27 protein-coding genes are annotated in these 26,057 nt (G+C 61.7%); 16 read left to right on the top strand and 11 right to left on the bottom strand.

The window, feature by feature from the left end; genetic code table 11:
- The first annotated feature begins 141 nt into the window (after positions 1-141).
- Both GC131_06605 and GC131_06600 read left to right on the top strand, forming a co-directional pair.
- Positions 142-690 carry a shikimate kinase gene (locus GC131_06605; protein MBI1273735.1) on the top strand — a complete coding sequence of 183 codons (549 nt, stop codon included), beginning with the start codon at positions 142-144 and terminating at the stop codon, positions 688-690.
- Between the two features lie 41 nt (positions 691-731).
- Complete coding sequence (locus GC131_06600) at positions 732-1,850, top strand: 3-dehydroquinate synthase (GenBank protein MBI1273734.1); 1,119 nt, start codon at positions 732-734, stop codon at positions 1,848-1,850.
- Between the two features lie 5 nt (positions 1,851-1,855).
- Here GC131_06600 and GC131_06595 read toward each other — a convergent pair whose 3' ends face one another.
- A complete protein-coding gene (locus tag GC131_06595; GenBank protein ID MBI1273733.1) occupies positions 1,856-2,197 on the bottom strand; it encodes a hypothetical protein in 342 nt (113 codons plus the stop codon).
- Positions 2,198-2,525: 328 nt separating this feature from the next.
- The gene (locus GC131_06590) at positions 2,526-2,807 is read right to left on the bottom strand and encodes a BolA/IbaG family iron-sulfur metabolism protein (GenBank protein MBI1273732.1); all 282 of its coding nucleotides are present in this window, start codon (positions 2,805-2,807) and stop codon (positions 2,526-2,528) included.
- Positions 2,808-2,884: 77 nt separating this feature from the next.
- Here GC131_06590 and GC131_06585 point away from each other — a divergent pair, with 77 nt between their 5' ends.
- From GC131_06585 to otsB, 8 genes are all read left to right on the top strand, one after another.
- Positions 2,885-3,505 (top strand): DnaJ domain-containing protein, encoded by a 621-nt coding sequence (locus GC131_06585; protein MBI1273731.1) that lies wholly within the window; start codon positions 2,885-2,887, stop codon positions 3,503-3,505.
- Between the two features lie 32 nt (positions 3,506-3,537).
- Positions 3,538-4,368, top strand: a complete 831-nt coding sequence (locus GC131_06580) for a phenylalanine 4-monooxygenase (protein MBI1273730.1) — start codon at positions 3,538-3,540, stop codon at positions 4,366-4,368.
- Positions 4,369-4,495: 127 nt separating this feature from the next.
- Positions 4,496-5,485 (top strand): cobaltochelatase subunit CobS, encoded by a 990-nt coding sequence (gene cobS / locus GC131_06575; GenBank protein ID MBI1273729.1) that lies wholly within the window; start codon positions 4,496-4,498, stop codon positions 5,483-5,485.
- 7 nt (positions 5,486-5,492) lie between these two features.
- Positions 5,493-7,364: a cobaltochelatase subunit CobT gene (gene cobT, locus GC131_06570; protein ID MBI1273728.1), complete on the top strand. Its 1,872-nt coding sequence runs from the start codon at positions 5,493-5,495 to the stop codon at positions 7,362-7,364.
- The gene (locus GC131_06565) at positions 7,361-8,698 is read left to right on the top strand and encodes a diguanylate cyclase (GenBank protein MBI1273727.1); all 1,338 of its coding nucleotides are present in this window, start codon (positions 7,361-7,363) and stop codon (positions 8,696-8,698) included. The genes cobT and GC131_06565 overlap by 4 nt, the downstream gene beginning before the upstream one ends.
- A gap of 5 nt (positions 8,699-8,703) precedes the next feature.
- A complete protein-coding gene (locus tag GC131_06560; protein ID MBI1273726.1) occupies positions 8,704-9,612 on the top strand; it encodes an EamA family transporter in 909 nt (302 codons plus the stop codon).
- 71 nt (positions 9,613-9,683) lie between these two features.
- Positions 9,684-11,984 carry a trehalose-6-phosphate synthase gene (locus GC131_06555; protein MBI1273725.1) on the top strand — a complete coding sequence of 767 codons (2,301 nt, stop codon included), beginning with the start codon at positions 9,684-9,686 and terminating at the stop codon, positions 11,982-11,984.
- On the top strand, positions 11,981-12,772 hold the full coding sequence (otsB, locus tag GC131_06550; GenBank protein MBI1273724.1) for a trehalose-phosphatase: 792 nt from the start codon (positions 11,981-11,983) through the stop codon (positions 12,770-12,772). The genes GC131_06555 and otsB overlap by 4 nt, the downstream gene beginning before the upstream one ends.
- Positions 12,773-12,790: 18 nt before the next feature.
- Here otsB and hrcA read toward each other — a convergent pair whose 3' ends face one another.
- On the bottom strand, positions 12,791-13,867 hold the full coding sequence (hrcA, locus tag GC131_06545) for a heat-inducible transcriptional repressor HrcA (GenBank protein MBI1273723.1): 1,077 nt from the start codon (positions 13,865-13,867) through the stop codon (positions 12,791-12,793).
- A gap of 80 nt (positions 13,868-13,947) precedes the next feature.
- Here hrcA and bioB point away from each other — a divergent pair, with 80 nt between their 5' ends.
- From bioB to GC131_06525, 4 genes are all read left to right on the top strand, one after another.
- Positions 13,948-14,928, top strand: a complete 981-nt coding sequence (gene bioB / locus GC131_06540; GenBank protein MBI1273722.1) for a biotin synthase BioB — start codon at positions 13,948-13,950, stop codon at positions 14,926-14,928.
- 105 nt (positions 14,929-15,033) lie between these two features.
- Positions 15,034-16,263, top strand: coding sequence for an EAL domain-containing protein (locus GC131_06535; protein MBI1273721.1), 1,230 nt, complete (start codon positions 15,034-15,036; stop codon positions 16,261-16,263).
- Between the two features lie 43 nt (positions 16,264-16,306).
- On the top strand, positions 16,307-17,200 hold the full coding sequence (locus GC131_06530) for a TSUP family transporter (protein ID MBI1273720.1): 894 nt from the start codon (positions 16,307-16,309) through the stop codon (positions 17,198-17,200).
- A gap of 125 nt (positions 17,201-17,325) precedes the next feature.
- Complete coding sequence (locus GC131_06525) at positions 17,326-17,892, top strand: hypothetical protein (GenBank protein MBI1273719.1); 567 nt, start codon at positions 17,326-17,328, stop codon at positions 17,890-17,892.
- Here GC131_06525 and GC131_06520 read toward each other — a convergent pair.
- The 4 genes from GC131_06520 to GC131_06505 all read right to left on the bottom strand — a co-directional run bounded on the left by GC131_06520 (position 17,889) and on the right by GC131_06505 (position 20,471).
- On the bottom strand, positions 17,889-18,599 hold the full coding sequence (locus GC131_06520; GenBank protein MBI1273718.1) for a phosphatase PAP2 family protein: 711 nt from the start codon (positions 18,597-18,599) through the stop codon (positions 17,889-17,891). The two genes, GC131_06525 and GC131_06520, sit on opposite strands and share 4 nt — an antisense overlap.
- A gap of 57 nt (positions 18,600-18,656) precedes the next feature.
- Positions 18,657-19,241 (bottom strand): alkyl hydroperoxide reductase, encoded by a 585-nt coding sequence (locus GC131_06515; GenBank protein ID MBI1273717.1) that lies wholly within the window; start codon positions 19,239-19,241, stop codon positions 18,657-18,659.
- 150 nt (positions 19,242-19,391) lie between these two features.
- A complete protein-coding gene (locus tag GC131_06510; GenBank protein ID MBI1273716.1) occupies positions 19,392-19,934 on the bottom strand; it encodes a redoxin domain-containing protein in 543 nt (180 codons plus the stop codon).
- A 93-nt stretch (positions 19,935-20,027) separates the two neighbouring features.
- Positions 20,028-20,471, bottom strand: a complete 444-nt coding sequence (locus tag GC131_06505) for a transcriptional repressor (GenBank protein ID MBI1273715.1) — start codon at positions 20,469-20,471, stop codon at positions 20,028-20,030.
- Between the two features lie 96 nt (positions 20,472-20,567).
- Here GC131_06505 and djlA point away from each other — a divergent pair, with 96 nt between their 5' ends.
- Positions 20,568-21,380: a co-chaperone DjlA gene (gene djlA, locus GC131_06500; GenBank protein ID MBI1273714.1), complete on the top strand. Its 813-nt coding sequence runs from the start codon at positions 20,568-20,570 to the stop codon at positions 21,378-21,380.
- Between the two features lie 22 nt (positions 21,381-21,402).
- The gene (locus GC131_06495) at positions 21,403-22,125 is read left to right on the top strand and encodes an N-acetylmuramoyl-L-alanine amidase (GenBank protein MBI1273713.1); all 723 of its coding nucleotides are present in this window, start codon (positions 21,403-21,405) and stop codon (positions 22,123-22,125) included.
- On the opposite strand, the gene GC131_06490 is transcribed toward GC131_06495, so the two are convergent.
- From GC131_06490 to GC131_06475, 4 genes are all read right to left on the bottom strand, one after another.
- On the bottom strand, positions 22,067-22,768 hold the full coding sequence (locus GC131_06490) for an NUDIX domain-containing protein (protein ID MBI1273712.1): 702 nt from the start codon (positions 22,766-22,768) through the stop codon (positions 22,067-22,069). The two genes, GC131_06495 and GC131_06490, sit on opposite strands and share 59 nt — an antisense overlap.
- Before the next feature lie 94 nt (positions 22,769-22,862).
- Positions 22,863-23,402, bottom strand: coding sequence for an RNA pyrophosphohydrolase (locus GC131_06485; protein ID MBI1273711.1), 540 nt, complete (start codon positions 23,400-23,402; stop codon positions 22,863-22,865).
- Between the two features lie 2 nt (positions 23,403-23,404).
- The gene (locus GC131_06480) at positions 23,405-24,619 is read right to left on the bottom strand and encodes a divergent polysaccharide deacetylase family protein (protein MBI1273710.1); all 1,215 of its coding nucleotides are present in this window, start codon (positions 24,617-24,619) and stop codon (positions 23,405-23,407) included.
- A 6-nt stretch (positions 24,620-24,625) separates the two neighbouring features.
- Positions 24,626-26,038, bottom strand: coding sequence for a PDZ domain-containing protein (locus GC131_06475; protein ID MBI1273709.1), 1,413 nt, complete (start codon positions 26,036-26,038; stop codon positions 24,626-24,628).
- Between the last annotated feature and the right edge of the window lie 19 nt (positions 26,039-26,057).

Raw genomic sequence — 26,057 nt, 5'->3', positions numbered from 1 at the left:
TGGCGCCGCCGCCGATGCAAACAACAAGCAGGGCGGCGATGATGAGGATGATGCGTGTCATAAGGCCTGCATGATGGCACATCCCGGGCACGAGTTCCAGCCGCCTTGCGGCCCGGCCCGCCAGTCTTTATACAGCAGGGCATGGCCACCATCGGTAATGAAAATGCCCTGCACGGCCCTACCCGCACGATCGTGCTTGTGGGCATGATGGGTTCGGGAAAAAGCAGCGTCGGGCGCAAGCTTGCGGCGCGGCTTGCGCTGCCCTTCACCGACTCCGACAGCGAGGTTGAGGCGGCGGCGGGTTGTTCGGTCGCGGAGATTTTCGAACGTTACGGGGAAGCCGAATTTCGCAACGGCGAGCGGCGCGTGATCGCCCGCCTGCTGGCCGGGTCGCCGCAGGTGCTGGCGACGGGCGGGGGCGCGTTCATGGATGATGAAACCCGGGCGCTGATCAAGCAACGCGGGCTTTCGGTCTGGCTTAAGGCCGATCTCGAAACGCTGGTACAGCGCGCCGGGCGTCGCGGCGACCGGCCGCTTTTGAAGGACGGCGACCCGGCCGAGGTTTTGTCGGCCCTGATGATCAAGCGCGAACCCATTTATGCCGAAGCCGATATCGCGATCCAGAGCGGCAACCATCCGATCGATGAAACCGTCGATCAGATCATGCAAGCGATTGCCGCCGCGCGCTGATCCGCTATGACAAGACCGGCCTTATCCTGTATTCTGCTTTCATGACCGAACCCGCAATCATACGCGTCGCCCTGCCGCCCGAAGGCACCGACCGCGCTTACGATATCACGATCGGCACCGGCCAGATCGCGCAAGCGGGCGCGCTGGCGGCGGCGCGCCTTGGTACGCGCAGCTGCGTCGTCGTCACCGACAGCACGGTCGGCGCGTATTATCTGAAGCCGCTGGAAGCGAGTCTGCGCGCGGCCGGGCACCGGCTGCTGGAACCCGTGGTCATTCCGCCGGGCGAAGCGAGCAAGAATTTCGTCCAGCTCGAAAAGATCCTCGATGCCCTGCTCGCGCGGCGCATCGACCGTAAAACCCTGCTGTTCGCGCTTGGCGGCGGGGTTGTGGGGGATATCGCCGGGCTGGCCGCCGCGCTGGCGTTGCGCGGCATACCTTTCGTGCAGGTGCCAACAACGCTGCTGGCGCAGGTCGATAGCGCGGTCGGCGGCAAAACCGCGGTCGATCATCGCATCGGCAAGAACCTCATCGGCGCCTTCTACCAGCCGCAAATGGTGGTGATCGATACCGAAACGCTGAAAACCCTGCCGGCGCGGGAATTGCGCGCAGGCTACGCCGAGGTTGTGAAATACGGGCTGATCAACGATGCCGCCTTCTTCGGCTGGTGCGAAAAGAACGGCGGCAAGCTGCTGGCGGGCGATAGCGAAGCGCAGGTTTATGCCATCAAGGCCAGCTGTGCCGCCAAGGCGGCCGTGGTCGCGGCCGATGAAAAGGAAGCGGGACAGCGCGCACTGCTTAATCTCGGTCACACCTTCGGCCACGCGCTCGAAGCCGCGACCGGCTTCGACGCCACCTTGCTGCACGGAGAAGCGGTGGCGCTTGGCTGCGTGCTGGCCTTCAGGCTTTCGGCCGATCTGGGTTATTGCAAATCCGATGTCACGGCGCGCATCGCCGCGCATTTCGCCGCGCAAGGCCTGCCGATCCACCCGCCGAAAATACAGGCGGATGCCGCGCAGCTCGTGAAACTGATGGAACAGGATAAAAAGGCGGAAGGCGGGCGCCTTACGCTCGTGCTCGCACGCGGAATAGGCGAAGCTTTCGTCGCCCGCGATGTCGATCCGGCCGCCGTACGCAACGTGTGGGCGGGCGTTTTGTCCTAACCCGTCTATTTACGCACTAGCCCGCCGTTCGCCATCGTGGCTTCGATACGAAAAGGCATGCCCGCGCCGTGCCCGGCGATGACATGGCCCTGATCGGTCGCGGCGGCGCGGAAATAGGCCATAATGAAAACCCGGATCGCGGCGGTCAGCGAAGACCCCTCGCCCTTGCGTTCGGCCACGGCCGTGCACACTTCATGGATTGTGGTGCGCTCGCGCTTGCAGATATCGCTAAGAGCCGCCCACATATCGGGCTCAAGCCTTACGCTGGTGCGGTGCCCCGCGACCGTAACGTTGCGGCTGACCAGGCTGGAGCGGCCCTGGCTGCGCGGCATCGGGGTCGAAAGCATGGCTTCGCGCGCGTTTGCGAGCATGGCTGGCGCCGGAGCCATCGTGCCGGCAATCGCGCCTGTCGCTTGGCCCTGAAGTTCGCTTAGGTTGTTCTCGGTCATAGGAATACTCCTATTCAACGGGTTGAGCAGAACGAGGCCGGACAACCGGGGGGAAGCCTGTTTTTATGCCTCGCAACACGCAGGAGTATAACATAACATTTTATGCAGGTAAAATATTTTTCTTTTAATATCAATGTCATACAAGTGTCTGCATAAACCATTATGTTGATGGTTCAAGGTATTTTATTACCTATTACTTGTATATTGGTGGCCCGGGACGTTACCGCTAATCGGCATCCTGTTCGCCTAGTGCCTTGATCGTCAGCGCGTGCAGCCCCGCCGCCAGCTCTGCGGCCAAAACCTGATTGACCATGCGGTGACGTTCAACCCGGCTTTTGCCGTCAAACGCGGGAGCAATGATTGTGAGCCTGAAATGGCTTTCCCCGCCCGCAGGCGCGCCCGCATGCCCCGCATGGCGGGCTGATTCGTCAACCAAATCAAGCCGGGATGGTTTAAATGCGGTAACCAGTTTTTCCCGGATCGATCGTGCGCGCGTACCTTCAGCCATCGCTAACCTGCCTGCCCTACACTATAAATGTGCCCAAAAGCCTTGTTTACGGTAATTTCGCCAAGCATATTATGGGGATGCGCAACACCATCAAGGAAAAAGACGCCGCCCTTTACGGGCTCGACCGGCCGGTAAAGCTGAAAGCCTGCGATTGTCCCGGCTGCAGCGAGGCCGGGCTTTACCGTGCGCCCAAAAGCCGCGCGCAGCTAAACGATTATTACTGGTTCTGCCTCATCCACGCCCGGCAATACAACGAAAGCTGGGATTATTTCGCGGGCATGAGCGAAACCGAGATCGAGGAGCATATCCGCTTCGATACCTGCTGGCAGCGCGGCACCGCCCCGCCGGCAGGCGCCCGTCCCGCCGGGGGCTGGCGCGCGGCCGAGGATAATTTGCGCGCGAACGTGAAGCGCGAATTTTTTGCCGAAGACGACGATACGTTTGCAAGCGCCTTTTCCCCGCGCGAACCGCGCAGCAAGGGCGATGAGCTGCCCGCCACCATCGCCGCCGCGCTGACGGTGCTTGAATTGAAAGCGCCGGTGACGCTGGACACCATCAAGGCGCAATACAAGGTGCTGGTGAAAAAACATCACCCGGATACCAATGGCGGCAGCAAGCAGGCGGAAGAGAAATTCAAGGTCATCAACCAGGCCTTTGCCGTGCTAAAAACATCCTATGGCGCACCCGCGGACGAATAAAGTGCCCGCCGCCCGCACAGGCCGGAGAAACCATGAACCAGATTTACACCTATCCCGGCTTCGGCAGCAGCGGCGGCACGACGGTACAGGATTACGCCGGCTATACCGAAGCCGAACAGGGCCGCTGGCGCACGCTGTTCGCGCAGCAAGCAAAGCTGGCCGAAACCCACGCAACGCCCGAACATCTTGCCGGGCTCGATGTGCTGGATACATGCGAACGCATCCCCGATATCGCCCGCACCAGCGAACGGCTTGAAGCGCGCACGGGCTGGACGCTGATGCCGGTAACCGGGCTGGTCTCGAACGACGATTTCAACGCCATGCTGTCGAGCCGGGTGTTCCCGGTCACCTGCCGCATGCGGTCGGCCGAGGAAATGGATTTCTATGTGGCGGAGCCCGATATTTTCCACGATTGCTTCGGCCATGTGCCCATGCTGTGCCACAAGCCGTACGGCGATTTTCTTGCAAGTTTCGCGCGCCAGGGCGCCCTGGCGCGCAGCGACGGCGAGGCGGCCATGATGGCGCGGCTTTTCTGGTACACAGTGGATTTCGGCCTGATCGATACGCCGCGCGGCCTGCGCATCCTTGGCGGCGGGCTTTTGTCTTCACCGGGCGAAACCGATTATTGCCTCAACGATCCGCGGCCCTTGCGCGTCGGACTCGCGCCGGAACGCATGGTGCAGACGGATTTTTATGTCGGCCACTTGCAGAAAATCTATTTCGTTGCCCATAGCTTTGCCGACCTGACGGCCATGACGGCGGGCGATTTTATGCCGCTTTACAGCCGCTATGCCGGGTGCATACCGCTGCCGCCCGGACAAGCGCTGCCGGAAGACGAATTGTTCGAACCGCGCGGTTACTAGGCGGCCCGGATAGCCGGCGGCAACGAAAATTCCCATTATAACAATTGTTTAATATCATTCCCTGCCGCTGGCGCGGGGCCGGGCGTGCTGTTACACTGGTAAAATACCGCCAACACAAGGATTTTTCATGCAAGCGCCTGCCGCCACCGCCGACGAAACCGGCCTCCCGGACATCAAGGTTTCGGTCCGCCAGACCTTCGGGCTCGATAGCGATTTGCAGGTTCCGGCCTTTTCGGCCGCGGGCGATCATGTGCCCGCGATCGATGACGCCTACCGCTTCGATCATGATACCACACTCGCCATCCTCGCCGGCTTCGCGCACAACCGCCGCGTGCTGGTGCAAGGCTATCACGGCACCGGCAAATCCACGCATATCGAGCAGGTGGCGGCGCGGCTCAACTGGCCCTGCATCCGCATCAACCTCGATAGCCACATCAGCCGCATTGATCTGATCGGCAAGGACGCCATTGTGCTGAAAGACGGCAAGCAAATCACCGAATACCGCGAAGGCATGCTGCCGTGGGCGCTGCAACACGCCTGCGCGCTGGTGTTTGATGAATATGATGCCGGCCGCCCTGACGTCATGTTCGTGATCCAGCGCGTGCTGGAAGTCGAAGGCAAGCTCACCTTGCTCGATCAAAACCGCGTGATCCGCCCGCACCCCGCCTTCCGCCTGTTCGCCACGGCGAATACGGTCGGCCTTGGCGATACCACCGGTCTTTATCACGGCACGCAGCAGATCAACCAGGGCCAGATGGACCGCTGGAACATCGTCGCCACGCTCAATTATCTGCCGCATGATGAAGAAGTCGCGATCGTGCTCGCGAAGGTCAAAGGCTTCGACGATACCGAAGGCCGCAAGACCATTTCCGCCATGGTGGCGCTGGCCGATCTGACGCGCGCGGGCTTCATGCAGGGCGATCTTTCCACCGTGATGTCGCCGCGCACCGTCATTACATGGGCCGAGAACGCGCAAATATTCGGCGATGTCGAAACCGCCTTCCGCCTCAGCTTCCTCAACAAATGCGACGAGGCCGAACGCGCCGTGGTGGCCGAATATTACCAGCGCTGCATGAATGCCGAGCTTACGCTCGACGCGCGCTCCCTGGTGCAATAGCGCGGCAATGACCGCCCCCGACACGCCCGCTGAAACCTTCAAGCGTGCCACAGCCGCTACGATCCGTGCCGTTTCGCGCGCCCCCGATCTCGATATCGTGTTTTCCACCGAAGCGCCGGCCACGCGCGGCAAGCGCGTGCGCGTTCCGTTGCCGTCCATCGCGCTGACGCAAAGCGAGCGCACGCACGTGCGCGGCGCGTCCGATGCCGCCGCGCTGCGCGTCCGCCACCACGATCCCAAGTTGCACGCCCGCGCAGCGGCGCAGGCGGGCGGCGGCGAAATGGCGCGCGCGATCTTCGATGTGATGGAGCAGGCGCGCTGCGAAGCGCTGGGTGCCGCCGCCATGCCCGGTGTGGCCGCCAACCTTGTCGCGCTGCTCGAAGACCGCTGCGCCAAGCAGGGCCTTGGCCAGGTAACAGAACGCGCGCAGGCGCCGCTGCCGGATGTCATGCGCATGATGACATATGAAGCGCTTTTGCAAACGCCGCCGCCGCAAGCGGGCAAGGCCGCGCTCGATCTGTGGCGGCCGTGGCTGACGAAGCGCATCGGCCGGCAATTGCAGCAGCTGCCCGCCAGCATGCACGATCAAAAACTGTTCGCCGACAATATCCGCAAGCTTCTGCGCGCGATGCAAATGGATTTTCCTTCTTCGCGCGAGCAGGAGGAGGGCGAGGAAAGCGAAGACAGCAAGCCCGAGCCGGCCGAAGCGCCGCAAACGGAAACCGAAACCGTTTCCGCCGAAAGCGGCGCGGCCGACAAGAGCGAAAACGAACCGGCCGAGGCCATATTGGCGGCTTCCGACGAATCCGCGATGGCAGACGAGCAGGAGGAGGATGAAACGCAGGACGGCGCTACGGATCCCGAAGCGGGCGCGCCGCCCTGGCACAATGAAGGCGCGATGGCGAACGGCCCGCGCACGCAATACCGCGTTTTCACCGACCGTTTCGACGAGATTGCTTCGGCGGGCGATCTTTGCCACCCGGACGAGCTCGGGCGCCTGCGCGGGTTGCTCGATCAACAGGTCCGCAGCTATCAGGGCATGATCACGCGGCTCGCCAACCGGCTGCAGCGCCGCTTGCTGGCGAAACAAACGCGGGCGTGGGAATTCGATCTCGAAGAAGGGCTGCTCGATACCGCGCGGCTGGCGCGCATCGTCGCCGCGCCGGCGCATCCGCTTTCCTACAAGCGTGAAAAACAGGCCGATTTTCGCGATACCATCGTCACGCTTCTGCTCGATAATTCGGGTTCGATGCGCGGACGGCCGATCACGCTCGCGGCCATGAGCGCCGATATCCTTGCCCGCACGCTCGAGCGCTGCTCGGTCAAGGTCGAAATTCTCGGTTTCACCACCCGCGCATGGAAGGGCGGCCTCGCGCGCGACGAGTGGGTCAAGCACGGCAAACCCGCCAACCCCGGCCGCCTCAACGATCTGCGCCACATCGTTTACAAAACCGCGGACGAGCCCTGGCGGCACGCGCGCCGCAATCTCGGCCTGATGCTGCGCGAAGGGTTGCTCAAGGAAAATATCGATGGCGAGGCGCTGATGTGGGCGCATGCGCGATTGCTGGCGCGGCCCGAACAGCGCCGCATCATGATGGTCATTTCCGATGGCGCGCCGGTCGATGACGCCACGCTGTCGGTCAACCCCAGCCACTATCTCGAATCGCATCTGCGCAGCGTGATCGACTGGATCGAAACCATGTCGGATATCGAACTGCTCGCAATCGGCATCGGCCACGATGTGACCCGCTATTACCGCCGCGCCGTGACGTTGACCGATGCCGAACAGCTTGGCGGCGTGATGATGGAACAACTCGCATCCCTGTTCGACGAAGAACAGCGCCCGGGCGCGCGGCGCGGACGCAGGGGAACGGCATGAAAAAGGCCGCGGCGAAGGGCACGAAGAAACCGCGCGGCAAAGCCGCACAAAAAACGCCCGAACGCCGCCGCAGGCGCGGCCGGCGCGCCGAAGATTTGCTGCCCGATTTCCGCGATCTGATCGATAACGCGGTGCAGGGCGTGGTGGTGCATCAGAATTTCCGCGCGGTTTACGCCAACGAAGCTTTTGCGCGTCTGTTCGGCTTTAAATCGGCCAGGGAAGTTCTGGCGATGCCGTTGCTGCGGCCGCTGGTGCCGCCCGAAAACTGGGCGATGGTCGAACAGCGCAATGCCGCGCTGCTGCGCGGCAAGAACATCCCGCCCATCAACCGCGAGCGCGCGCAAACCATAGATGGCCGCGAACTGTGGATCAACGCCACCCGCCGCGTGATCGACTGGCACGGCACGCCCGCCATGCAGGTCAATGTGTTCGACGTGTCCGACCATATGAAAACCGAGCAGCAATTGCTGGCGACCGAACAGCGCCTGCGCGCGGTGCTGGAAGTGCTGCCCTACCCGGTTGCGATCACGCGCCGCAAGGATGGCCAGATATTGTTCGTCAACCGCAAGACCTGCCTGCTGCTGGGGCGCAGCGGCGCGCTTTTGCGTAAAATGAAACTGTTCGATTTCTTTGCCGATCCGGAAGACGCCACGGATTTCCACACCATGCTCGATACCATCAAGGAATTGCGCGAACTCGAAATTCGCATGAAGAACCATGGCGGGCGCGAATTCATGGCCGAGGTTGCCGCCATTCTCACGGATTACAGCGGCGAAGGCGCGGTGCTGGTCGCGCTCAACGATATATCCCAGCGCAAGCAGCTTGAAGCCGAACTGTTCCATCAAGCGACAACCGACGCGCTGACGGGTATCAGCAACCGCCGTCATTTCCTCGATCAGGGCGAACAGGAATTGCGGCGGGCCCGCCGTTTCGCGCGCGACCTTACCCTGCTGATGCTCGATATCGATCATTTCAAGGCGATCAACGACACGCACGGCCATGCCGCGGGCGATATCGTGATCCAGCAAGTTGTAAAGGCGTGCCAGGATGAATTGCGCCAGACCGATCTGATCGGCCGCCTGGGCGGCGAGGAATTCGCGATCCTGCTGCCCGAAACCGGCATGAAGGCGGCGACGGAAACCGCCGGGCGCCTGCGCGCCGCCATAGCGGACCGCAAAATCCCCGCCGGAAAGATCGCGGTTCAATGCACCATTAGCGTCGGCCTGACGCAGCTTGAAGCGCAGGACGGCGATATCGACGCGCTGCTCGCGCGCGCCGATGCGGCGCTGTACCGCGCCAAGCAGGCCGGGCGTAACCGTGTTGAGGCTACGTAACGCGCATGCAACCTTTCCTTCCCTCTCCGCTCGCGGCCGCGCTGCTTTCGCTCGCAGCGTTCCAGGCATGGGTGCTCAGCGACGCGTTTATCAAATGGGGCAGCGCCACGATCGCAACGCCGCAACAAATGGTGATCGTCGGCGCATGCGCCGGGCTTACGGTGCTGGTCTTCGCGCTTTTGCGCAGCGGGCGCGCTTCGCTGCGAATCGCCAGCCCGCGCATTATCTTCACGCGCAGCATCCTTGCCTGTTGCGCCGCGCTTTCGACCGTGCTGGGCGTCACCTGGCTGCCATTGGCCGATTTTTACACCATCATATTCGCCGCGCCGCTGATCACGGCCGCCATGGGCGCGCTGTGGCTGCGGGAAAAAACGCCGCGCGGCGTTTTGCTGGCAATCCTCGTCGGGTTCGCCGGTGTTATCCTGGCGGCGCGCTACGGCATAGCGCCAAGCGAAGAAGGCAGCTGGGCCGGCGTAATCGCGACCGCGGCGGGCGCGCTGTTCTTTGCCGGACAAAACGTCTATACGCGCTTCGCACATGCGCGCGAAAGCTCCATGGCGCTCGCTTTTTATCCCGATCTGCTGATCGTCGCCGTGTTCGGCGGCCTGATGCTTGCGCGCGGCGAGCCATGGGCCGGCGACATCGAAGGGCTTGCCGCCACCGCGCTTGCGGGCGTCGCCAGCGGCGCCGGCATGATGCTGATGGTCGCATCGCTGCGTCACGGGCAGGCGGCGATCGCCGGTTCGTTCCACTATAGCCAGATCGCTGGCGGCGCGCTGCTCGGCTGGGTTGTGTGGAGCGATGTGCCCGCCCCCGCAACGGTTGCGGGCGCCACCGTCATCATTCTTGCCGGGCTGTATGTGATATGGCACCAGAACCGCAAGGCAAAACGCTTGATCGCCGCCGCGCCATAGACGCACGGCGCACGGTTGCCATACAGATGGGTTGTCTTTAAACTGCCAGCATTCCACGGCAACGAGGCACCATGCTTTTTGCAAGATTCCTGTTACCGCTGACGCTTTGCCTCGGCCTGCTTACCTTGTTGCTTCTGCCATGGGCGGAAAAGCTGGTCGAAAGCTGGATCACGGCCGATCTTGAATTGCGTTCGCGTTTGATTTTCACTTCAATCGAAGACGATCTTTCCACAATCCTCGAGAATGAACGCGCCGCGCGGCTTGACCAAAGCTTCACCCGTATGGCGCGCGATGAACGCGTCGGCGGGCTCGCATATTGCGAAAAAACCGGCAAGCCGCGCTCGCAAAGCAAGAACTTTCCCGCCGGCATTCTGTGCACGAACGAAAAAATTGCGGATAACGGCACGTTCGAGCGCCGCACAATCGGCGATGGCACTTTTATGCTGGCAAGATTCGCGGCCCCCCGGCCCGAACAGGCCGGCATGCAAGCAGCTGAAACGACCGGGGTATTTACGCCATATATTATGATCGTCCATAATCTCGCTTATGCCGTGCAGCGCAGCGAAAAAACCAAGACTTATATACTTTGGTCGATCCTCGCCATCAGCTTCGTTGCCGGCGTCATCACACTGATTGTCGCACGCTTTACGCTTTCCGGCTGGCTCGCCAGCTTGCGACAATATCTGCGCACCGGTGAAAAGGGTCCGGGCATTACACGGGAAATGCTGGTGCTGGCGCGCGAAATCCAGCATCGCGTTCGCCAAATAGAGCGCGAATATTCGCGCCAATCGCTTTCGGGCGCAATGTGGTCGGCCGCAACACTTTCGGCCTTCGTGCGCAACAGCCTGCCTTCAGAACAGCTGATTGCCGTTTCATGCCGCGAACCCTATTCACACATGCATACCGATAAAGGCATCACCTGCACCACGCCGGCCAGCGGCCTCGTTACGGCGCTGGAGCCTATCATGAAGGCCTGCAACGGCACATGGGTCGCGGTCGCCACCGGTGACGCCGACAAGGAAGTCGTTGACGCGCATGACCGCATCGCTGTACCGCCCGACCAACCAACCTACAGCCTGAAGCGCCTGTGGCTAAGCGCGGAGGAAAGCGCCGGCTTCTATCTCGGTTTCGCCAACGAAGGCATTTGGCCGCTTTGCAACATCGCCTATGTCAAGCCGCGCTTCCGCGCCAGCGACTGGGCCATGTATAAGCAGGTCAACCAGAAGTTTGCGGACGCCATTGTGCAGGAAGCCAAGACATCCTCGCCGATCGTCTTCATACAGGATTATCATTTCGGCCTGCTGCCCAAGCTGGTGCGCGAAAAGCTGCCGAATGCGCTGATCGTGCTGTTCTGGCATACACCGTGGCCGAACAGCGAGGTATTCGGTATTTTGCCCTATAAGCGCGAGTTTCTGTCCGGTATCCTCGCCGCCGATATCATCGGCTTCCACACCCAGTTCAACTGCAACAATTTCCTCGATTGCGTCGATAGCTATATCGAAGCGCTGATCGACCGCGAACACGATACCGTGCGCCACGGCAACGATTTGTGCCTTGTGGAACCCTACCCCATTTCCATCTCATGGCCGGAAAAGAGCCCCGATCATCTTACCGCCGCCGAATGCCGCAAGAAATTGGGGCGCGATCTCGGCCTAGCGCCGGACGTCAAGATTCTCGTCGGCGTCGAGCGGCTCGATTACATCAAAGGCATCACGGAACGGCTTTCGGCCTACCGGCTGTTCCTTGAAAACGAGCCGTCCTGGCACGGCAAGGTCTGCTTCGTGCAGGTCGCGTCCCCCTCGCGTTCCGATATTCAGGCCTATGCCGATCTTGACCGCGAGATCGAGGAGGCGACGCGCGAAATCAACGAAGCCTTCGGCAACAACAAGTGGCAGCCCGTCATTCTCTACCGGCGTAACTTTACGCCGCGCGAAGTGCGGCACATCTACCGCGCCGCCGATGTTTGCGTCGTGTCCTCGCTGCATGACGGCATGAACCTTGTGGCGAAGGAATTCGTCGCGGCGCGCGATGACGAGCTTGGCGTGCTGGTGCTGAGCCAGTTTGCAGGCGCGTCGCGCGAACTGATTGATGCCCTGATCGTCAATCCCTATGACGAAGAGGGTCTGTCCCAGACCTTCCTGCAAGCGCTGACGATGGACGAAGGCGAACAGGCCGCACGCATGAAGAGCATGCGCGATTACGTGCGCGAACATAACGTGTTTGGCTGGGCGGGCGAGATTTTGCGCGATGCTGCACGCCTGTTTAACCGCCGCCAGCTCAACACCATGCTGCGTGAAATGTACCCCACGCAAAACCTGCTGACGGGCGAAACCGGCCAGAACGGCAAGAAGCAAAAAGACAAAATCGCATGACAGGCATGATAACGACCAAACCCACCTGCCCGCTGCCCGGGCCGGCGCCCGATCTTTCTGTCACCGCACTCTTCCTCGATTTCGACGGCACGATCACCGATCTGGTCCCCGATCCCGCCAAAGTGCGCGTACCCGGTAACGTACACGAGGATTTGCGCGCCTTGATTGCGGCCGGTTTCCCGGTTGCGATCATCACGGGCCGGGCACTCGGCGCGATCGACAGTTTTCTGCCAGGCCTGCAGCCCGCCGGGGCCGGGTGCCATGGCGCAGAACTGCGCGAAACCGCGGGCGCGGCCATAACCCATATGGTGCCGTCGCCGCCGGAAAAACTCGTGGCAATGGCGACGAAAGCGGCGCTGGAATTCGGTTGCTTCTTTGAACACAAACCCTTCGCGCTGGCCCTGCATGGTATCACGCCGCACAACAGCGGCCAGGTGGCGGAGCGCCTGAGCGAACTGACCGCCGCTGACGCCGGAAACGGAGATTATGTGGTCAAAAAAATCGGGCCCAGCTACGAAATTATACATAAAAATGTCAGCAAAGGTCTCGCTATCGGTCATTTCATGCAGCTTCCCGCTTTTGCCAAGCGCGTACCTATCTATATCGGCGACGATGTGGGGGAAGAACCGAGCATGGATACCGTTGGCGCATGGGGCGGGCGCCAGATCGGCGTAACCGCGCCCACGATCGTGCCGGGGGACCCGCGTCACAACGATCCGCGCTATCTTCTGGATGGCCCGGCAGATTTGCACGCCTTTTTGGCATGGGTCGTGCAAAGCATCACCTAGGCCGCTTGGCTTCTTGAACTACCCCGCGCCCATCATCTTGCCGATCACCTTGGCGGTGTAATCCACGAGCGGGATGATGCGCGCATAATTGATCCGCGTCGGGCCGATCACGCCGATCGCGCCGATCACGCGCTCGCGGCCGTCCTTGCCGTCCTGATCCGCGGCAAAGCCGGGCGTGAAGGGCGCAACGATCATGGCGCAGCCGGTATCGGCGAACAGCGCGTTTTCGGCGCCGATGAAAATCTGCACGCCTTCCGCTTGGCCCGTGGCATCCAGCAGTTTGAGCATGCTTTCGCGCGTTTCCAGCGCATCGAACAATTTGCGAATGCGCTCGAGATCCGAAAGCGCCTGCACATCGCTCAAAAGCCGCGATTGGCCCTTCACGATCAATTGCCCCGCGCCCGGCGCGGCTTCGCCGCTCCAGACCGCAAGCCCGCTTTGCACCAGCCTGGCCGTCAGCCCGTCAAGCTCGGCGCGCTGCGCTTCAAGTTCGGCAAGCACGGCCTTGCGCGCGGCCGCGAGCGTTTTGCCGCCCAGATGGTGGTTAAGATAGTTGGCCGCCATGGTCAGGCTGCTGATCGGTAAATTCAGCGGCGCTTCGATCACGCGGTTTTCGACCATGCCGTCCTGACTCACAAGAATGACAAGCACGCGCCCCGGGCCCAGTTGCACGAACTCGATCTGCTTGAGCGTGCGGTCGGCCTTGGGCGCGAGCACAAGCCCGGCACAGGAAGAAAGCCCGGCAAGCGCGCTGGTCGCCTGCTCGAGCATATCGGATAGGCTGCGTCCGCCCGCGCGGCAATGGCTTTCGATGCTGTTGCGGTCATCGGCGGCAAGATCGCCGACCTCGAGAATCCCGTCGATGAAAAGCCGCAAGCCCATGTCGGTCGGCACGCGCCCGGCCGAGGTGTGCGGCGCATGCAAAAGCCCGAGCGCTTCGAGATCCGCCATCACATTGCGGATCGAAGCGGGCGAAAGCACCATGCCCGGCTGGCGCGCGAGCGTGCGCGATCCCACCGGCGCGCCGGTCGCCACATAGGCATCGACCACCATTTTCAGGATCGTGCGCGAACGTTCGTTCAGTTCCGTCATCATGCCCGGTAAATCTAGGTATTGCCCGCCCCGCAGGCAAGCGGCTAGACTCCGGCCATTGGTTAACCTTTAGGCCCGTTTTCATGTCCGCATCCGTGCAAAACCCCGCGCCGCCCGCCATCCGCCACGACTGGACGGCGGACGAGATTCGCGCGTTGCTTGAAATGCCGCTGCTCGATCTCGTCTATCACGCGCAAACCGTGCACCGTGCGAGCCAAAACAACGACGTGCAGCTCGCCAGCCTGCTTTCGATCAAGACCGGCGGCTGCCCCGAAGATTGCGGCTACTGCCCGCAAAGCGCGCATTACGCCAAAAAGACCGGGCAGGCGAAAGAACAGATGCTCGATGTCGGCGATGTGCTGGACAAGGCGCGCGTGGCGCGCGAAGCCGGGGCCACGCGTTTCTGCATGGGCGCGGCCTGGCGCGAAGTGAGGGACGGCAAGCCGTTCGACGATGTCTGCGCCATGGTGCGCGGCGTGCGCGAACTTGGCATGGAAGCCTGCGTTACGCTCGGCATGCTGCAGCCGCATCAGGCGCGCAAGCTGGCCGATGCCGGGCTGACGGCCTACAACCACAACCTCGATACCAGCCCGGAATTTTACGGGCACATCATATCCACTCGCTGCTATGAAGACCGGCTTGAAACCATTCGCCATGTGCGCGAAGCGGGCATCACGGTTTGCTGCGGCGGCATCATCGGCATGGGCGAAGGCAATACCGACCGCGCGCGCATGCTGCAGGTTCTCGCCAACATGGATCCACACCCGGAAAGCGTGCCGGTCAACGCGCTCGTGGCCGTGCGCGGCACGCCGCTTGAAGGGCAGCCGCCGGTCGATCCGCTCGATCTCGTCCGCATGGTCGCGGCGGCGCGCATCACCATGCCCCGCGCCCGCGTGCGGCTTTCGGCGGGGCGCTCGGAACTGACGCGCGAAGCGCAGGCGCTGTGCCTTCTGGCCGGGGCCAATTCCATCTTTTACGGCGAAAAACTGCTAACCACCGACAATAACGATGCCGCAGCCGACCGCGCGCTGATCGCAGATCTCGGCCTCACCGTCGCCGCCTGACACACATTATTAATTAAAATCAATATATTAGGCATAGGTCGGTTGCGGCCATAAAGGCTCTCTTGGTTAATCGCTCGTTAGCAACTTTTCCGGCACAATGCGTGCATGCGTATCTGGGAAGTTGACGATATCAAAACCATGCCCGCCGACATGGTGCGGGAACAGGATTTCATCATGCGCGTGCGCCGTATGCACCGCGCGGGCGAAACCCGTTTGATCGTCAATGTCGTGTTCGATGCGCTTGAAGTTGTGCGCAGCGACCGCACGCTCAAGGAAAATTTGCAAAAGCAGGTTGAAGCCGCCACCAGGGATATGGGCGGCGATTGCCACCTGATGGCAAACGGCGATGCCTTCGTCGTTCTGCAAATCAGCAGCGCCGGCGATCGCGACAGCAAGGTCGCGCGCATCGCGCAAGCCGCGCTGCCGCCCGGCAGCGCTTCGGACGACACCGAACGCATGATCCGCAGCTTCACCATGCCCGCCGATTACACGCCGCTGCGCGAACGCACCAACCACTATATCGATGCCGCGCGCGCCGCCAGTACGCTCAGCGCCGCGCACATATCGCCGCAACAGGCGCTGCAGGCCGAACAGGTGCGCGGGCCGCTCACCGCCTGGAGCCTTGATCAGATCGAGCGTTTGCTCGGGGAAATCGATATCTCCCGCTATGTCCGCAAGCAGCCGATTTATCACCGCGCCGACGAAAAGACATGGAAGCCTGTCTGCGAGGAATATTTTATCAGCATCGAGGATCTGAAAAACGAACGTTTCCCGCGCCTGAACATCCGCACGCCCGAACGGCTGTTCATGGAGCTGTGCTGCACGCTGGACCGCCGCTTGCTGATGAAGCTCACCGAAAGCCCGGATAGCTGGGCCAACACGCCGGTCAATATCAACCTTTCGGCCGATACCATTTTGTCTTCGACCTTCGCGCAGTTCTGCCGCGCGGTCGCGCCCGAAAAACGCGCACTGGTTGGGTTTGAATTGAACCGCGCCGATTTGCTGCTGGATTTTTCCGTCACCCGCAACGCCATCGGCGTGCTGCGCAAGGAAGGTTTCCGTACCTGCATCGACGGCCTGCATCCGGATGTGCTGCCCTATCTCAATATCGATGCGTTCGGGGCCGATTATTATAAGTTGCGCGTCACCAAGGATCTCGTTGGCCAGTTTTCCGAAAGCCCGGTGATCGAATCGCTTAAAAAACTGCCGGTCGCCAAAATCATATTCTATCGTTGCGATAACGAAACAGCCCTAGAGATCGGCGCACGGCTTGGCGTCAATAAATTCCAGGGCTGGCTGATCGACGACGTCGTACACCACCGCCATAACGTATAGGAAATTGACGATAGCGATGCGCGCGGCACACGCTTTGCCGTAAATGCCTGCCTGCCTGCAAATGCGCGCTAGGAATGGCGTTGCCACTGCGCTAACACAATATGTTATGGATCCTTTCTTTGCCACCGGCTCGATCGTCGGCCTGGTGACGATCTTCGCAGCCACCGGGGCAGTCGCCGGCGGCGTGGCCGGGCTTTTCGGCATCGGCGGCGGCGTCATCATGGTTCCCGTGCTTTCAACCGCCTTCATGATGTTCGGCGTGCCGCATGACCAATCCGTGCACGTCGCCGTCGCCACCTCGCTTGCCGCGATCATCCCGACATCGCTGATATCCTATCGCAACCACAGCCGACACGGCGCGGTCGATTACGAAGTCCTGCAACGCTGGGCGCCCTTCCTCGTGCTCGGCGGGATAAGCGGCGGCATCACCGCCACATTGGTGCCGGCACATGTGCTCGGTGTTATGTTCGCGCTTTCCTGCGGCTTCTTTTCCTTCCAGTTCTGGTTCAACCGCCGCGCGGTGGGCGAAGGCAAAAGCCCGGTCAGCCGCAAGACCCAGTGCTTCTTTGCTTTCTTGATCGGGCAGGCATCAAGCATGATCGGCATCGGCGGCGGCGTGTTCGGCGTGATGCTGATGAGCGCGATGCGCCGCTCGATCCACCGCTCGGTCGCAACCGCCTCGGCGGTTGGCTTCCTTGTCGCCGTGCCCGGCACCATCATTCACATGATCGGCGCCGCGCCCGGCTTCACGGTGCCGTTCGGCACCATCGGCATGATCCACCCGGTCGCGCTGCTGCTTATGGTGCCAACCGCCATGGCGGTCACGCCGCTTGGCGTACGGCTCGCGCACAAACTGCATGCCCGTATCCTGCAGCGCATCTTTGCCCTGCTGCTGCTCAGCATGGCATTGAAAATGTTATATTCGGCAATAACTTAGCCATTCATTCCAGTAATGGCGCTAACGATTTCCTAACAAAGACTTGACCATTTCTTAAGGCGCGGACCGCTAAAATGCCAGATAACGTCCGCAACCCTTGCGGACGGGCTTTAAGGGGTTTGCAGATGGCCGAAATCGGCTTTCACCCAAAGAATTACGGACGCACGACCAATGACGTGCAGGGCGACAGCCCCATCACCGCGCGTTTCATCGGGAATTTGCGCAAGGATATCACGCGCCTGAACGTCGTGAGCGCGCTTACCAAAAACGACCTCGTCGATTTCTTCAATTTCCGCGTCTATGAAGGCGGGAAAATCGGCGTAGGCGTCACCGGCGATCTTGGTGTTCGCACCCAGATCGTTGAACGTTCGAGCGGTCGCATCATTGCCGACAGCGAAGCCAAACAGGGCGAAAAAGCGGACCGCTGGTTCGAAGCCATAACCGGCAAACTAGAGCTTAAGGCGCGCGAATATGTGCTGAAGGTCACGCGCGCGAACAATGTCAATCGCAGCCAGAACCCGAACTACGCGATCCAGCTCACGATGGGCGATAAGTACAGGGAAGATTACGACACGCTTGAAAAGCCCGTGCAGAAACAGAAAACGCAAATTACGCCCGCTTCCAGCGGCGTGGTCGATTTGCTGGTCGGCGGCAACAACAACGAACTGGGCCTGATCAACCTGTTCGCCTAAAGCCGTCCCGGCAGCCAGCCGCGCCACGCCGCGCGCGTCTTTTCAAATCCAAACATAAAAGCGTGCACAAGCGCGCAAACCGCGAGCATCGACGCGGCGGCATAGATAACGTCAGACATAAAATGCGCGCCCATGGCAATGCGGTTGACCCCCATCAACCCCCCCGCGCCAAGCCCGGCCAGAAACAGACGGCGCGAACGCGCGCCGGCGGCAAGATAGGCAAAGGCCGCAAGATAAAAACCGAAGGAAGCGTCGCCGGAAACGAACGCGCAATTCCGCACGCACTGATCTGCCGGCAAAAGCGGCGGCGTGAACTGCGCCGTGCCGCCAAACTGTTCGATCTGCGAGGGCCGCGCGCGGCCCCAATGGTCCTTAAGCACCAAATTGGCGGTCAGGCCCGGCCCGATCAGCAGCGCGCCCAGCAAAAAAAACCAGGCCCGCGCACTCTGTCCGCATACCGGTTTTTTGCGCAAGGCGGCGGACAGCGCGGCCGCGATAAAGAAAACACCCATCGCACGCGGCAACCATGTCGCGGCTTCGGTCAAGGCCACGCTCGGCAGCCATTGCCGGGCGATGAAGCCGTTTTCCCCGCTATAAAACCAGCCGCTTACAACAAGGTCGCCGCCCGGCCAAATCACGAGCGCAGCCAGCAGCGCGGCAAGCGCGGCTATGGGCCAGAATATTTTCGGGTTGCGGGAAAAAGCCATGCGCCATTCAAGCCGCTTGGCGGCGCGGGGGCAACAGCTAATTGAAGGGCGGCGGCTTCAGGCGGCGGACGGAATCTGAAGCGCCTGCGCGGCGGCATTGACCACGGCGGCGATGCGCACGGCGGATTGCACGGCGGCCTTGCTCAGCCCCGCCTTGGTCACCTCGTGCGTGTGCGATTCCATGCACATGCCGCAACCGTTGATGGCGGAAACCGCAAGGCACATCATCTCGAAATCGGCCTTGGCGATCCCCGGCTGGCCGATCACATTCATGCGCAGCCGCGCCGGCATCTTCCTGATCTCCTCGTCGCCCGCAAGATGCGTGGAACGGTAATAGACATTGTGCATCGCCATGATCGTAGCGGCGGCGTGCGCCGCCTGAACGGTCGCTTCGTCGATCTTGCCTTGCGCCTCGCCCGCAATCGCGGCGATCACGCCCTCGCAGCGCGTCGCGCAAGCGGAGGCAAGCGCGATGCCGAAAATCTGCGCTTCGGTCAGATCCGGCGCGCCGTCCGCGCCCAGAACGCTGCCAAGGTTGAGGCGAATGTCTTTCGCAAAATCCGGCAACCGTTCGCGCAGGCTTTCAACACTGGCAAGCGCGGGTCCGGCGGCGGAAACGACAGCAAGGTTCGGCTGGGTCATGAAAATCTCCCGGGTTCTGTGGATATGAAACAAATTGCGCTAGGTTGTGGCGGATAGCCGCGTTTTCGAGAACCGTAACGGAGCGTACTTTGAGGGTACGTGAGTAACGGAAGCGCAGAAAACGCGGCTAGGCGCCCAACATAGTAGCAATTACGCGGCGACCTTGATCGTATCCTGGCCCTTCTGCCAGTTACAGGGGCACAGCTCGTCGGTCTGCAACGCGTCAAGCACGCGCAGAACTTCCTTTACGTTACGGCCGACGCTCAGATCGGTCACCATCACGAAACGGACGATGCCCTGCGGATCCACGACATAGGTCGCGCGCTGGGCCACGCCTTCTTCCTGATCGAGGATGCCGAGCTGCGCGCAAAGCTCGCGCTTGATGTCGGCAACCATCGGGAAGGGAAGCTTGTTCAGCTCTTCCTTGTTCTGGCGCCAGGCAAGATGCACAAACTCGCTGTCGGTGCTGCAACCGATAACCTGCGCATCGCGATCGTTGAAGTCCTTGTTGAGCTTGCCGAACTCGGCAATCTCGGTCGGGCACACAAAGGTGAAATCCTTGGGCCAGAAGAAGGCAACCAGCCACTTGCCCTTGAAATCTTCTGTCGAACAATCCTTGAAGGCGGTCTTGATGTCGCTCGAGACGGTGGATTTAAGCTTGAACTGGGGGAATTTCTGGCCGACGCCGATCATGGTCTTACGCTCCTAACTTGGGTGAAATATCAGTGAGCGTATTTTAGAATAATTCTAAACTAAGTCAAGCCGCAAAAATACGGCTTTACCGGCCTATTTCAGGCGGATGACCACATCCACGCGTTCGACCGTGCGGCCCTTGGGGGCATCGGGCAAACGGGCCAGCTTCACGGCGCTGGCTTCCACATCCGTCAGTGCGCCGGTGGCGGTATCGAAGAAATGATGATGGCTGCCGGTGTTGGTATCGAAATAAACACGGGTGCCGTCCACCGTTACTTGCCGCAAAAGCCCCGCCGCCGTGAATTGATGCAACGCGTTATAGACGGTCGCGAGCGAAAGCGCCGTGCCGCTTACAGCGCAGGCGGCGCGGTGCAGCTCTTCGGCCGTTACATGCTTGTCCATGCCATCAAACAAAAGCTGCGCGAGCGCCACCCGCTGCCGCGTCGGGCGCAGCCCGGCATGGCGCAGCACGGCTTCCGGACCTCTTGTTTTGCCGGTTTCCGCCGCTGTTTTGGCCTTTATCTTAACGTCTTTCATCCGGCCAGAATACCCGTTTTGCCGGCACCGTGCCACCTCTTTTCCGCACCCGCCCCGGCAATTGCGCACAGCGGCGGGCGGGCGTAGAAAAATACCATGGAAATAAAAGGCAAACTGGTCGGCGGCGTGCTCGGCTTCCTTGTCGGCCGCCTCGCGGGTGCGGTGGTCGGGGTTATGCTCGGGCATTTCTACGATCGCCAGCGCGAAATGATGCGGGAATTCGTCCAGCAGGCGCGCGAAAGCGAAGTTCATATCGGCCACACCATGGATCAGGTGGCCTTTTCCATCGGTGTCATCACGCTGGGCGCGAAAATGGCCAAGGTCGATGGCGCGGTCACGCGCGACGAGATTGATGCCTTCAAGCGCGTCTTTCGTATCCCGCCCGAACAGGAAGCGCAGGTAGGCCGCCTGTTCGACCGCGCCAGGCGCGATGCCGGCGGCTATGAACCCTATGCCCGCCAGCTTGCCTGGCTGTTCCGCCGGCGGCCCGCCGTGCTGGAAGAATTGCTGGGCGGACTTGTACTGATCGCGGCGGCGGACGGCGCCATCAGCGCCGCCGAACGCGCGTTTCTCGAGCATCTCGGGCAAATCTTCGGTTTTTCGGAACATGATTTTGCCCGCATCATGGCGGTCAGCGGCGCGCGCTTTGCGGAAGGCGGCGAAGGCGCCGGGCGCAGCGGCGGGCGGGCGGCGGGCGGCGCGCCGAACGCCTATGCCGTTCTGGGCGTCGATCCTTCGGCCGATGACGGCACGGTCAAGGCCGCATGGCGCAAACTGATCCGCGAGCATCACCCGGACAAGCTGATCGCGGACGGCATGCCGGAAGATTTTATCAAGGTCGCGAACGAGAAGATGCAGCGCATCAACGCCGCCTATGATACGATTTGCCGCGAACGCGGCATAAAATAGCCGCACGACCGGGATTTGCCGCATGCCGCCTTTTTTCACCCACCGCCCTTCCCCCAACTTTGATGCTCGTGCGCTCGGCAAGCAGATCGATTATATCATTCTGCATTATACCGGTATGGAAAACGCCGAAGCGGCGCTTGCGCGCCTCACCGATCCGGCGGCGAAAGTCAGCGCGCATTACGTGGTCGGGGAACGGGGCGATATTATCCAGCTGGTGGCGGAAGAAGACCGCGCATGGCACGCGGGCGAAAGTTTTTGGCGGGGGGAGCGGGACATCAACAGCCGCTCGGTCGGGATCGAGCTTGTGAACCCCGGGCATGCGCTCGGTTACCGGCCGTTCCCGCACAAACAGATCGCGGCGGCGCGCGCGCTGACGACCGATATCATGAAGCGGCACTTCATCGAACCGCAGGGCGTGCTGGCGCATAGCGATGTGGCGCCGCAGCGCAAGGAAGACCCGGGCGAGCTGTTCCCCTGGCGCGAATTTTCGGGGGCGGGCATTGGTGTTTGGCCGGACATAACAGGCGAAGACCGCGCACGCGCCGCCGGCGCAAGCGTCGCGGATGTGCAAGCCATGCTACGCGCGATAGGCTACGATTGCGCGGAGGATGGCCAGTATGACGGAGCTATGCGCCGCGTGCTGCTGGCATTCCAGCGCCACTGGCACCCGACCAGCCTGACCGGGACTATTGAACCAGAGACTGCGGCACGTATCGCGGCGCTTGCGCGCGCGGTTGGGGTATAGCCGGCATCAACGTCTTTCGTGCCGTAAAATAGCTGCGCAGCTGCGCGAAGGCGTTTTCCACCCTGCTGTAGGCATCGCGCCGGTGATTATCCGCATCCGCCCACAGCTTGTTGGGGTTGGCCCACATGGCTTCCGTAAACTCTTTATCGGTGTTCGATGCACTCGATACATGCGCATTAATCTGTTGCAGCAGCGCGGCATCGGATAGCGGATTTTTAGGGTCATACTGATCCACGACCTGCAGTGCGAACCAATAATGTTTCTGCCCGCGGTATTTGCCGCCGCCATTGCCGCGATCGGGGAAAACCATCTTGGTCTGGCCCCGCATCTGGCCGATGACGCGGACCTGTTCCGGCCTGAGGCCGAGCTCTTCCTTAACCTCGCGCATCAGCGCTTCATACGGGCTTTCGCAGCGCCAGCGCTTGTCGCCCGCTTTGCCATAGGTATTGATGCCGCCCTGCGGCAATTGCAGCGTACCCGCGCCCGGCGCTTTCAGCCGCTTGCCGACCAGCATTTGCCCGGCGCTGTTGAACAGAACGATGCCGACGCCGACACGATACGGCTTGCGCCCCGGCCACCACCTGCGGGTGCGAAGGGTGCGGGTTTCCTGCTGTGCTTGCGCTGTATCTGCGGTTCCGTGCATACCTCATTCATACCAAATAGGCGCGATACTATTATCCGGATTCTATGGTTAACTTCACGCTTCCGGCTTCCCAAAAACGGTAAGTCGGTAAATTTTACAGCTTTCCGGCCCTGATTCTATCGCGCAGCGGCCCGAATTGCCGGGCAAGCTCGCTATAAACCGCCCGCTTAAAATCCACGATCAGCGCTGCGGCCTCCTCAAGCTCGACCCATTTGAAGCGCGTGAATTCCGGTTGCTCGGCTTCATGTTCGTTCACAAGGCGGATATCGCTGTCCTCGCCCTCAAACAAAAATGCGAACCAGTGCTGCTGCTGGCCGCGATATTTTCCCTTGAACGCCTTGTGCCCGAGATAATCGGGAAATTCGTAGCCCAAAGGCCCGTCCGCGCGGCCGATCATGCGCGCCTTGCCGGTGCCGAGCTCTTCGCGCAATTCGCGCTGCGCAGCGGCGGCAGGGTCGGCTTCCTCCCCTTCGTCCACGCCGCCTTGCGGGAATTGCCACGCGCCCGGCGTGTCGCGCCTTTCGGCTACCAGCACGCGCCCGCGGCCATCGAACAGAACCATGCCGGTCCCAAGCCGCCATGGCGCGCCGCCGTCCTGCGCGGGCAAAGTCGCTGTCTTGGTTTTCTTGTTCATGCCTACTGGGCGGTCGCCGACAAAGGCGCCAGCACCACGCCCTGCCGTTCAAGCCGCGCGGCCCAGCGGTTGATGCGTTCGAAAGTCAGAGGGTTCGCCGCCGCAACGCCGACGGCGCTGCCCGCCTGCTGCGCCTGCCGGGCGAGCTGCACGAGCGCGGATTCGATGGCCTCAGGCGTCATCACCTGATCGATCCGCAGTGCCGCTTCCGCATGCGGCATGCCAAGATTGCGCGCGATTTCCCCGGCGACCGAAAGCGGCGCCGCTTTGGCATCGAAAAACACAAGCCCGCGCCGGTTGATCTCGCGCAATACAGGCTCGATCGCTTCGGGCGCCGTCGTGAACTGCGCGCCCGATACGGTGGTAATGCCGATATAACCGCTGGTACGGCGCATAATATCGAGCAGCCGGGTCAGGTTTTCCGTGGGCGCGAGGTTGGTAAGCAAGGTTCCCGGCCCCGGGTCGCTGCGCGGGTAATCGAACGGCTCCATCGGCACACCGAGCAAGGTTTCATGCCCGACCTGCCGCGCGCGGAACACCCAGGAACCAAGCACGGGGCTTTGCGCATCGAACGACAGGGTAACTTCGTGCGGCAGATTATCGATTGCGGCGGCGGTGTTCACCGTTGACATGCCAAGCCCCGTTATCACGATCGCGACGCGCGGCCGGTCGCCTGCGGTAAAGGGCCTGCTATACACAAGCCACGGCTTGCGGCCATCTTCGGCGATTTTCGGCAGCGGGCCGGTGCTGGTATCTTCGGTTACATCCGGCGAAGGCGCAACTTCAAGCCGCACGTCTTCGGGTTGCTCCGGCACGGCGCGTGCGTCATCGCTGCCGCCAGCCATGCCCTGCATGACCCCGTCATCCGGATTGTTTGGCACAAGCACCGGGGCCGGCGCCGCAGCGCCGCCGCCGGTATAGATGGTGGCTTCCTGCACTTCGGTCAGCGCGGTTTCAACAACCTGTTCCTTGTTCACATCCGCATGCAGCTGATCCGGCAGCGCGACCTTGCTGTTGCGCTCGAGCGCAATCACGGTCCAGATCACAACACCCGCGAGCGATAGCAGCCCGAGCGTCATCGCGATCAGAAGCGGCAGATAGGTCTTGAAGCCGGGCGGGCCGGCGGCGGGTTTTTTTGCCTTCTCCGGCGTAGCCCCGGGGGCCGCAGCGGGCGGCGGGCCGGACGGCTTACCGGGTTGTGGCTTCGGTCCGGCCATGGGGCGCTACTTCTTGTCGGGCTTCCCGCCCGCCTTGTCGTCACCTTCGGCCTTGTCGTCGGTCTTCGGCGGCGGCGCGTCCTTGTTTTCGAACAGATACAGCCCGCGCAAAAGATCGATGCCGCGCGCAAGCTGGTAATCGAACGGCTCTTTCTTCTCGCCCGGCTCGCTCTTTTTGCCATCGTCGGCGGCCGCAGTTTCCTTTTCGCCGCCGGCACCGTCGCCGTTCGGGTTCGGTAACGCGCCCTTCAGATCCGCTTCGCGCACGCCCATGCCCTGCGCCACTTCTTCAAGCTTGGCGGGCTGCACCGTGATATCGGGCTCGATCCCGAGTTGCTGGATCGAACGGCCCGCAGGCGTGTAGTAACGCGCCGTGGTCAGGCGCATCGCGCCTGAACCGGCGATGGGGATGATGGTCTGCACCGAACCCTTGCCGAAACTTTTGGTGCCGAGCACGATACCGCGGCGATGATCCTGCAGCGCGCCGGCAACGATTTCGGAAGCGGAGGCCGAGCCGCCGTTGATCAGCACGATGATCGGCTTGCCCTTGGCGCGGTCGCCGCCCTTGGCGGTAAAGCTTTGGTTATCTTCGGCATGGCGGCCGCGGGTCGAAACCACCTCGATGCCGGGCTCAAGGAATGTGCCGGAAACGCTGACCGCCTGATCAAGCAAGCCGCCGGGGTTATTGCGCAGATCAAGCACATAGCCGATCAGCTTCTTGCCCATGGTCTTGCCAAGCTCGTCTATCGCCTTATCGAGGCCGGTTTGCGTCTGTTCGTTGAAGGTGGTGATGCGGATATACCCCACATCCTCGCCCTCCTGCCGGAAACGCACGGATTGAATTCGGATCACGGCGCGCGTGATCGCCACATCGAAGGGCTGGCCCGCGAGCCCGCCGCGGCGCACCGTCAGCGTCACCTTGCTGCCGGGAGAACCGCGCATGATATCGACCGCTTCGGAAAGGCTAAGATCGGCAACCGGCTTGCCGTCGATATGGGTGATCAGGTCGCCCGGCTGCATGCCGGCGTTGGCGGCGGGTGTGCCGTCGATCGGCGACACGACTTTCACAAGCCCGCCTTCCATCGTCACCTCAAGCCCGAGCCCGCCAAACTCGCCGCGGGTCTGGGTCTGCATTTCCTGGAAATTCTTTTTGTTCAGATAGGCCGAATGCGGATCAAGCGCGGTCAGCATGCCGTTGATTGAACTTTCAATCAGCTTTTCGTCCGTCACCGGATCGACGTAGTCGGCGCGCACGCGCTCCAGCACGTCGGAAAACAGGCTAAGCTGCTTGAAGGTATCGTTCGAAGAAACGTCGCCGGTATCTTCTTCCGCGCGCGCGTTCTGCGGCACCGCGATGGCGGCCACAAGGGCTATAACCAGAAACCATTTCGGCAAAGCGGGCCAGTGGCACTTGGGCATCGAAAAACTCCCGGCAAAC

It is taken from the genome of Alphaproteobacteria bacterium (assembly GCA_016124955.1).
Classification (GTDB): domain Bacteria; phylum Pseudomonadota; class Alphaproteobacteria; order UBA9219; family RFNS01; genus RI-461.
Note: the sequence above shows the minus strand (reverse complement) of the source record. Positions and strands in the feature narration are given on the sequence as shown.